Raw genomic sequence first — 7,326 nt, 5'->3', positions numbered from 1 at the left:
CGCCCGGTTACATTCCGAACCCGGAAGCTAAGCCTTTCAGCGCCGATGGTACTGCAGGGGGGACCCTGTGGGAGAGTAGGACGCCGCCGAACAATATTTCAGGGACCCCTGGTCTCAGCGTTCACGCTGGGGCCAGGGGTCCTTTTGTTTTTCCTTGGATTTTTCTGAAGCGCGTCCGGATGCCGGCTGCGCGAGAATGACTGCAGTACCCGAAGACAGGAGTCACGTCGATGTCCCCCAACTCTCCCGACGACCGTCCGGAGCGCGAGCCGCGCAGCCGTGAGGGTGGCGACCGGGGCGGCTTCCGTGGGCCGCGCCGTGACGACAACCGTGGCGGAGGCGGTGGCGGCTACCGTGGCCGCGACGACCGCCCGCCCTTCCGCCGTGACGACCGTCGCGACGACAACCGTGGTGGCGGCAGCGGCGGTGGCGGCGGTTTCCGTCGTGACGACAACCGTGGTGGCGGCACCGGCGGTGGCTTCCGTCGTGACGACAACCGTGGTGGCGGCACCGGCGGTGGCTTCCGTCGTGACGACAACCGTGGCGGCAGCGCCGGCGGTGGCGGTTTCCGTCGCGATGACAACCGTGGTGGCGGCACCGGCGGTGGCTACCGTGGCCGCGACGACCGTCCTTCCTCCTCGTACCAGCGTGACGACCGTCGGGATGACAACCGTGGCGGCGGTGGCGGTGGCTACCGTGGCCGCGACGACCGCCCGTCCTTCCGCCGCGATGACAACCGTGGTGGTGGCAGCGGCGGTGGCTTCCGCCGTGACGACAACCGTGGCGGCACCGGCGGTGGCGGCGGTTTCCGTCGCGATGACAACCGTGGTGGCGGCACCGGCGGTGGCTACCGCGGCCGCGACGACCGTCCTTCCTCCTCGTACCAGCGTGACGACCGCCGTGACGACAACCGTGGCGGCGGTGGCGGTGGCTACCGTGGCCGCGACGAGCGTCCGCCCTTCCGTCGTGACGACCGGCGTGACGACAACCGTGGTGGCGGTGGCGGCGGCTTCCGTCGTGACGAGCGTCCGTCCTCCTCGTACCAGCGCGACGACCGCCGTGACGACAACCGTGGTGGCGGCTTCCGTCGTGACGAGCGTCCCTCGTCCTCGTACCAGCGTGATGACCGTCGGGATGACAACCGTGGCGGCGGTGGCGGTGGCTACCGTGGCCGCGACGAGCGTCCGTCCTTCCGCCGTGACGACCGTCGCGACGAGCGGCCCTCGTTCCGTCGGGACGACCGGCGTGACGACAACCGTGGTGGCAGCGGCGGTGGCTTCCGTCGTGACGAGCGTCCGTCCTCCTCGTACCAGCGCGACGACCGCCGTGACGACAACCGTGGTGGCGGCTTCCGCCGCGACGAGCGGCGTGACGAGCGGCCCTCGTTCCGTCGTGACGAGCGTCCGTCGTACCAGCGGGACGACCGCCGTGATGACCGTCCCTCCTCGTTCCGCCGGGACGACCGGCGTGACGAGCGGCCCCGTGGGCCGCGTCGTGAGGACGACCGGCGTGGTGGCGGCGGGTTCCGTGGCCGCGACGACCGTCGGGACGACCGTGGCCCGCGCCGTGACGACCGTGGTGGGTTCGGGCGCCGGGACGACCGGGACCGTCCGGACCGCGCGCCGGTCAAGCGCCTGCCGATCCCGCCGGAGGTCACCGGTGACGAGATCGACCCGGATGTGCGCCAGGAGCTGATGAGCCTGCCCAAGGGGCTGGCCGAGGAGGTCTCCCGCAACCTCGTCATGGTCGCCCAGCTGATCGACGAGGAGCCGGAGAAGGCGTACGAGTACTCGCGCATCGCGCTGCGGCTCGCGTCCCGTGTCGCGGCCGTCCGTGAGGCCGCCGGCTTCGCGGCGTACGCGACGCAGAAGTACTCCGAGGCGCTGGCCGAGTTCCGGGCCGCGCGGCGGATGACCGGCAGCGTCGAGCTGTGGCCCGTCATGGCGGACTGCGAGCGCGGCCTCGGCCGCCCCGAGCGTGCGCTGGCGATGGCCGGCGAGCCCGAGGTGCAGAAGCTGGACAAGGCCGGGCAGGTCGAGATGCGGCTCGTGGCCGCCGGTGCCCGCCGGGACATGGGGCAGCTCGACGCCGCCATCGTGACCCTGCAGAGCCCCGAGCTGGCGTCCAACGCCAACCACCCGTGGACCGCGCGGCTGCGCTACGCGTACGCCGACGCCCTGCTGGCGGCCGGCCGCGAGCGTGAGGCGCGCGAGTGGTTCGCCAAGGCGCTGGAGTCCGACAAGGACGGCTCCACGGACGCCTCCGACCGGCTCGCCGAGCTGGACGGTGTCGAGTTCGTCGACGCGTTCGAGGACGCGGACGACATCGACGACGCGGACGACATCGACGACGCGGACGACATCGACGACGCCGACGACATGGACGTCGTCGGCGAGGCGCCCGAGGTCGAGGACGACGTCTTCGAGGACGAGGACATCGCCGACGAGGTCGAGGACGACGAGGACGACTTCGCGGACCGTGAGGACCGCGAAGGGCGCGAGGAGCGCGCGGGCCGCGACGACGTCTGACGGCTGAGTGCATGACGAAGGGCGCACCCCACGCGGGGTGCGCCCTTCGTCATGTCCGGGGTCAGTCGAGGGCGAGGCTCCGCAGGACCAGACCCGTCGCCGGCTTGGGGCCGAAGGAGGTCGACTTGCGGGGCATCGTGACGCCCTGGCGGGCGAGGTCGCGGACGACCTCCTCCTTCACCGGGTGCATCAGGACCGCCGTACCGCCGCGGCGCTCGGCCTGGGCGACGGCGGCCTCCGTGTCGTGGATGTAGGCGATGTCCTCGGGGTCGTCCGGGATGTGCCAGACGTGGTCCAGGAGGGTGGAGTGCAGGACCGTCGCGTCCAGGGTGCGCCAGGCGTCGGGGCGGTCCGCGCGGATCGTGCGGGCCAGCAGCGCGGGGTCGGGCCGGTCGAGGAGGTGGAAGCTCCCGTCGCCGGTGAGGAGGAAGGCGTTGCCCTCGGCCGCGGCCGCCGCCAGGGCCTCCTGGGCCGCGGCGAGCGGTCCGTCGACGCGCGTCACGCGGAAGGCGTCGCCGACGGCCGCCAGAGCGTCGGCGACCGGGAGGCGGTTGAGGAGGCGGTGGATCGCGCGGACCCGCAGCGGATAGCGGGCCGTGTCGATGAGCAGGACCAGGCCGTAGTTCCACGGGCCGGGCACGGTGTGCTCCTCGCGCAGGCGCAGATACGTGGCCCAGCGGTGGTGGCCGTCGGCGATCAGGGCCTGGTGGCGGCCCAGCTCGGCGGCGACGGCGGCGAGGTCGGCCGGGTTGGTGACGGCCCAGAGGCGGTGGTGGAAGCCGTCCTCGGTGGTGGTGGAGAGCAGCGGCTCGCGCTCGACGGTACGGTCGATCACCGTGCCGGCCCCGTCGCCGTCGCCGCGGTACGTCAGGAGCAGCGGATCCAGGTTCGCGGCGGTCGTGCGCATGAGGGCGGCCCGGTCCTCGACGACGTGCGGCATGACGTCCTCGTGGGGGAGGACGACGCCCTCGCCGGGCGCGGACAGCTCAAGGGCGCCGATGAGGCCGCGCTGGAGGATGCCGTCGCCGCGCTGCTCGTACACGTAGATCGCGGGGTCGGGGTCCGGGGCGAGGATGCCGTCAGCGAGCCAGCGGTCGAGGGTGACGGCGGCCTTGCGGTGGCGGGTGCCGGCGGTGATGGCCTGGGGGAGGATCAGCCGCACGATGTTGTGCGGGTCGGCGGACTCGAGGTGGTGGAGTCCGTCAGGTCGTACGACGACGTCGTACGGAGGTGAGGTCACGGCTGCCAGGCTGCCGACCCGTGCGGGCACGTACCGGAGGCCCCGGAACGGGGCCAGGCGCAGTCCTGGGGCGCGGACGTCATCGGCCGCGTGACCTGAAGTGTTCATCTCGTCATCGTATGTGGCCGGTAGCGATGAGCGATGATCGGGGGAGTGAGGGAATTTCACCCGTTGACGTGAGGAGTACGTGGTCATGACGGGAATCGGCCAGGGCCGGCACAGCAGGATTCGGCCGAGTGGCAGTGCGGTCGCGCTGAGCGAGGCGTATGACACGGCGCTGCTCGACCTGGACGGCGTCGTCTACGCCGGCGGGCAGGCGATCCCGTACGCCGTCGAGGCGCTGGGGACGGCCCGGGCGGGCGGGATGCACCTCGCGTACGTCACCAACAACGCGCTGCGGACGCCGCAGGCGGTGGCGGAGCACCTCACCGAGCTCGGGGTGCCGGCGGCGGCCGGTGACGTGATCACCTCGGCGCAGGCGGTGGCCCGGCTGATCGCGGACGAGCTGCCGCCCGGTTCGCGGGTGCTGCTGATCGGCGGCGAGGGGCTGCGGGTGGCGCTGCGCGAGCGGGGCCTGGTCCCGGTGGAGTCGGCGGACGACGACCCGGCGGCGGTGGTGCAGGGCTACGGCGGGCCCGAGCTGCCGTGGGGGCGGTTCGCGGAGGCGAGCTACGCGGTGGCGCGGGGGCTGCCCTGGTTCGCCTCGAACACGGACCTGACGATTCCGGGCGCGCGGGGGATCGGGCCGGGGAACGGCGCGGCGGTGGAGGTCGTGCGGATCGCGACCGGGGCCGAGCCGAAGGTCGCGGGCAAGCCGTTGCCGCCGATGCACCGCGAGACGGTGCTGCGGACCGGGGCCGAGCGGCCGCTGGTGGTCGGGGACCGGCTCGACACGGACATCGAGGGGGCGTTCAACGGGGGTGTGGACTCGCTCCTCGTCCTGACCGGTGTCACGGACCTGGCGCGGCTCCTCGCGGCGGTGCCGGAGCACCGGCCGACGTATCTGTCGGCCGACCTGCGGGGGCTGCTCGTGGCGCACCCGGAGGTGACCGACGGCGCCGAGGGGGCGTTCCTGTGCGGCGGGTGGACGGCCTCGGTGAGCGGGGGCGCGCTCGTGGTGGAGGGCGCGGGGGAGACGCTGGACCCGCTGGACGGGGCGCGGGCCCTGTGCGCGGCGGCCTGGGCGGACGCGGGCGCGGGGGCGTGCGGTCTCGACGCCGGGAAGGCGCTGGGGCGGCTGGGGCTGGGGTGACGGGCGGGGCGGTCGCGGGGTCCGCCGGCGCCTCCCCGCGTACAGCAGGCGCCTCCCCGCGTACAGGGGATCGATCACCGATGGGAGGGTAGGCTAACCTAACCTCGTGTTGGTCGAGAGTCCCTCCCGTGCGAGCGCGGAGCCGGTGGGCCCTGTCCAGAAACCGTCGCGCCGCACCTCCCTGCGTGCCGCCGGACTGGTCGTGGCCGTCGGTGTCCTGCTGCTGGTCTGTGTCCTCAGCATCATGATCGGTGCCAAGCCGGTGCCGCTCGGCGATGTGTGGCACGGGCTGTTCCAGAACAGCGGCATCCGCAACGACGTCGTCATCCATGACGTCCGCGTGCCCCGCACCCTCCTCGGGCTGCTCGTCGGCCTGGCCCTGGGCCTGTCCGGCGCCGTCATGCAGGGGCTCACCCGCAACCCGCTCGCCGAGCCCGGACTGCTCGGCGTCAACGCGGGCGCCGCCGCCGCCGTCGTCTCCGCGATCGCGTTCCTCGGGGTCACCGACGCCGACACCTACGTCTGGTTCGCGTTCCTCGGCGCCGCCGTCGTCTCCGTCGTCGTCTACGTCCTCGGCGGCAGCCGCAGCGCCACCCCCGTACGCCTCGCGCTCGCCGGGACGGCGGCCACCGCCGCGCTGTACGGGTACGTCAACGCCGTACAGCTGCTGAACTCCGCCGCCCTGGACCGGCTGCGCTTCTGGACGGTCGGCTCGCTCGCCTCCGCCACCATGGACACCGTCGGGCAGGTGGCGCCGTTCATCCTGGTCGGCGCCGTGCTCGCGCTGCTCATCGCCCGGCCCCTGAACGCCATGGAGATGGGCGACGACACCGCCCGCGCCCTCGGCGCCCACCTCAACCGCACCCGGATCGTCGCCATGGTGTCGGTCACGCTGATGTGCGGGGCCGCGACCGCCGCGTGCGGACCGATCGTCTTCCTCGGCCTGATGGTCCCGTACATCGTGCGGTCGATCACCGGCCCGGACATGCGCTGGATCCTCCCGTACGCCGCCGTCCTGTCGCCGGTGCTCCTGCTCGGCTCCGACATCATCGGCCGGGTCGTCGCCCGGCCCTCCGAACTCCAGGTCGGCATCGTCACCGCGCTCGTCGGCGGGCCCGTCTTCATCCGTCTCGTCCGCCGCAAGAGGATGGCCACGCTGTGAGCACCAAGACCCTGCGGACCGGCGGCGGTCTCTCCGTACGCTACGAGCCGCGCGCGCTCCTCTCCGTCCTCGGACTGCTCGTGCTGTCCGTCGCCGCGGGGGTCGTCCTCATCGGCAGCGGCGACTTCCCCATCGCACCCGGCGACGTGGTCGCCACCCTGTTCGGACACGGCACGCCCGTTCAGGAGTTCGCCGTCATGGACCTGCGGCTGCCGCGGATCCTGGTCGCCGTCTTCGTCGGCGCCGCGCTCGGCATCGGCGGCGCGGTCTTCCAGTCCGTCTCCCGCAACCCGCTCGGCAGCCCCGACGTCATCGGCTTCGGCCAGGGCGCCAGCGTCGGCGCGCTCACCGTCATCGTGCTCTTCCAGGGCAGTGCCGCCGCCGCGGCGGGCGGCGCGATCGTCGGCGGACTCGTCACCGGCGTCGTGATCTACCTGCTCGCCTGGAAGCGCGGCGTGAACGGCTACCGGCTGGTGCTCATCGGCATCGGCGCCGCCGCCATGCTCACCGCCGTCATCCACTACCTCATCACCAAGGCGCAGCTCGTCGACGCCACCCGGGCCATCGTCTGGATGACCGGCTCGCTCGACGGCCGGGACTGGGCCCAGTTCTGGCCGCTGTTCGGCGTCAGCTGCCTGCTGCTGCCGGTCGTCCTCGGCCACGGGCGGGCGCTGCGCATGCTGGAGATGGGCGACGACGCCGCGTACGCCCTCGGGGTGAAGGTCGAGCGGACCCGGATCGTGCTCCTGGGCTCGGCCGTGCTCCTCGTCGCCGTCGCCACCGCCGCCGCGGGGCCGATCGTCTTCGTCTCCCTCAGCGCGCCCCAGCTGGCCCGCCGGCTCACCCGCTCGCCGGGCCCCAACCTCGCCGCCTCCGCGCTCATGGGCACCGCGCTGCTGCTCGTCGCCGACTGGGCCGCCACGCACGCCTTCGGCGAGCGGCAGCTGCCGGTCGGTGTCGTCACCGGCGTCCTCGGCGGCTGCTACCTGCTCTGGCTGCTGGTCAGCGAGCGCAAGGCGGGACGGATATGACCCTTCGGCAGGAATCCCCTCAGCGGGACGGCGGTGGCGCTGCCGGCGGCCTTCAGCCGGACACCCCCCGGCCGGACACGGCCAAGCGGAACACCAACAGGAGCAAGGGCAGG

General features: G+C 73.1%; 5 protein-coding genes and 1 rRNA gene. 5 read left to right on the top strand and 1 reads right to left on the bottom strand.

The annotated features are described in order from the left end of the window. Together rrf and ACZ3ZE_RS32910 are read left to right on the top strand one after the other, a co-directional pair. Positions 1–92, top strand: a 5S ribosomal RNA gene (gene rrf, locus ACZ3ZE_RS32915); the annotation flags it as partial. Positions 93–1,634: 1,542 nt separating this feature from the next. Beyond that, positions 1,635–2,528 (top strand): tetratricopeptide repeat protein, encoded by an 894-nt coding sequence (locus tag ACZ3ZE_RS32910; protein ID WP_467261696.1) that lies wholly within the window; start codon positions 1,635–1,637, stop codon positions 2,526–2,528. Between the two features lie 61 nt (positions 2,529–2,589). Here ACZ3ZE_RS32910 and ACZ3ZE_RS32905 read toward each other — a convergent pair whose 3' ends face one another. Further along, a complete protein-coding gene (locus tag ACZ3ZE_RS32905) occupies positions 2,590–3,876 on the bottom strand; it encodes a DUF1015 domain-containing protein (RefSeq protein WP_361623117.1) in 1,287 nt (428 codons plus the stop codon). 85 nt (positions 3,877–3,961) lie between these two features. Between ACZ3ZE_RS32905 and ACZ3ZE_RS32900 the strand changes: the two genes are divergently transcribed. The 3 genes from ACZ3ZE_RS32900 to ACZ3ZE_RS32890 all read left to right on the top strand — a co-directional run bounded on the left by ACZ3ZE_RS32900 (position 3,962) and on the right by ACZ3ZE_RS32890 (position 7,213). Beyond that, complete coding sequence (locus tag ACZ3ZE_RS32900) at positions 3,962–5,020, top strand: HAD-IIA family hydrolase (protein WP_363292768.1); 1,059 nt, start codon at positions 3,962–3,964, stop codon at positions 5,018–5,020. 202 nt (positions 5,021–5,222) lie between these two features. Next, positions 5,223–6,182 (top strand): FecCD family ABC transporter permease, encoded by a 960-nt coding sequence (locus ACZ3ZE_RS32895; protein ID WP_467261694.1) that lies wholly within the window; start codon positions 5,223–5,225, stop codon positions 6,180–6,182. Then, positions 6,179–7,213: a FecCD family ABC transporter permease gene (locus tag ACZ3ZE_RS32890; protein WP_361170203.1), complete on the top strand. Its 1,035-nt coding sequence runs from the start codon at positions 6,179–6,181 to the stop codon at positions 7,211–7,213. Before ACZ3ZE_RS32895 ends, ACZ3ZE_RS32890 begins: the two co-directional genes overlap by 4 nt. Positions 7,214–7,326 lie beyond the last annotated feature (113 nt).

The sequence above is a fragment of the Streptomyces sp. NPDC023157 genome (assembly GCF_055560575.1).
Note: the sequence above shows the minus strand (reverse complement) of the source record. Positions and strands in the feature narration are given on the sequence as shown.

What these genes read in the sequence shown, in the direction of transcription:
- ACZ3ZE_RS32905 (WP_361623117.1), bottom strand. Translation starts at nt 3,876, where the DNA reads ATGAACACTTCAGGTCACGCGGCCGATGACGTCCGCGCCCCAGGACTG.
- ACZ3ZE_RS32900 (WP_363292768.1), top strand. Translation starts at nt 3,962, where the DNA reads ATGACGGGAATCGGCCAGGGCCGGCACAGCAGGATTCGGCCGAGTGGC.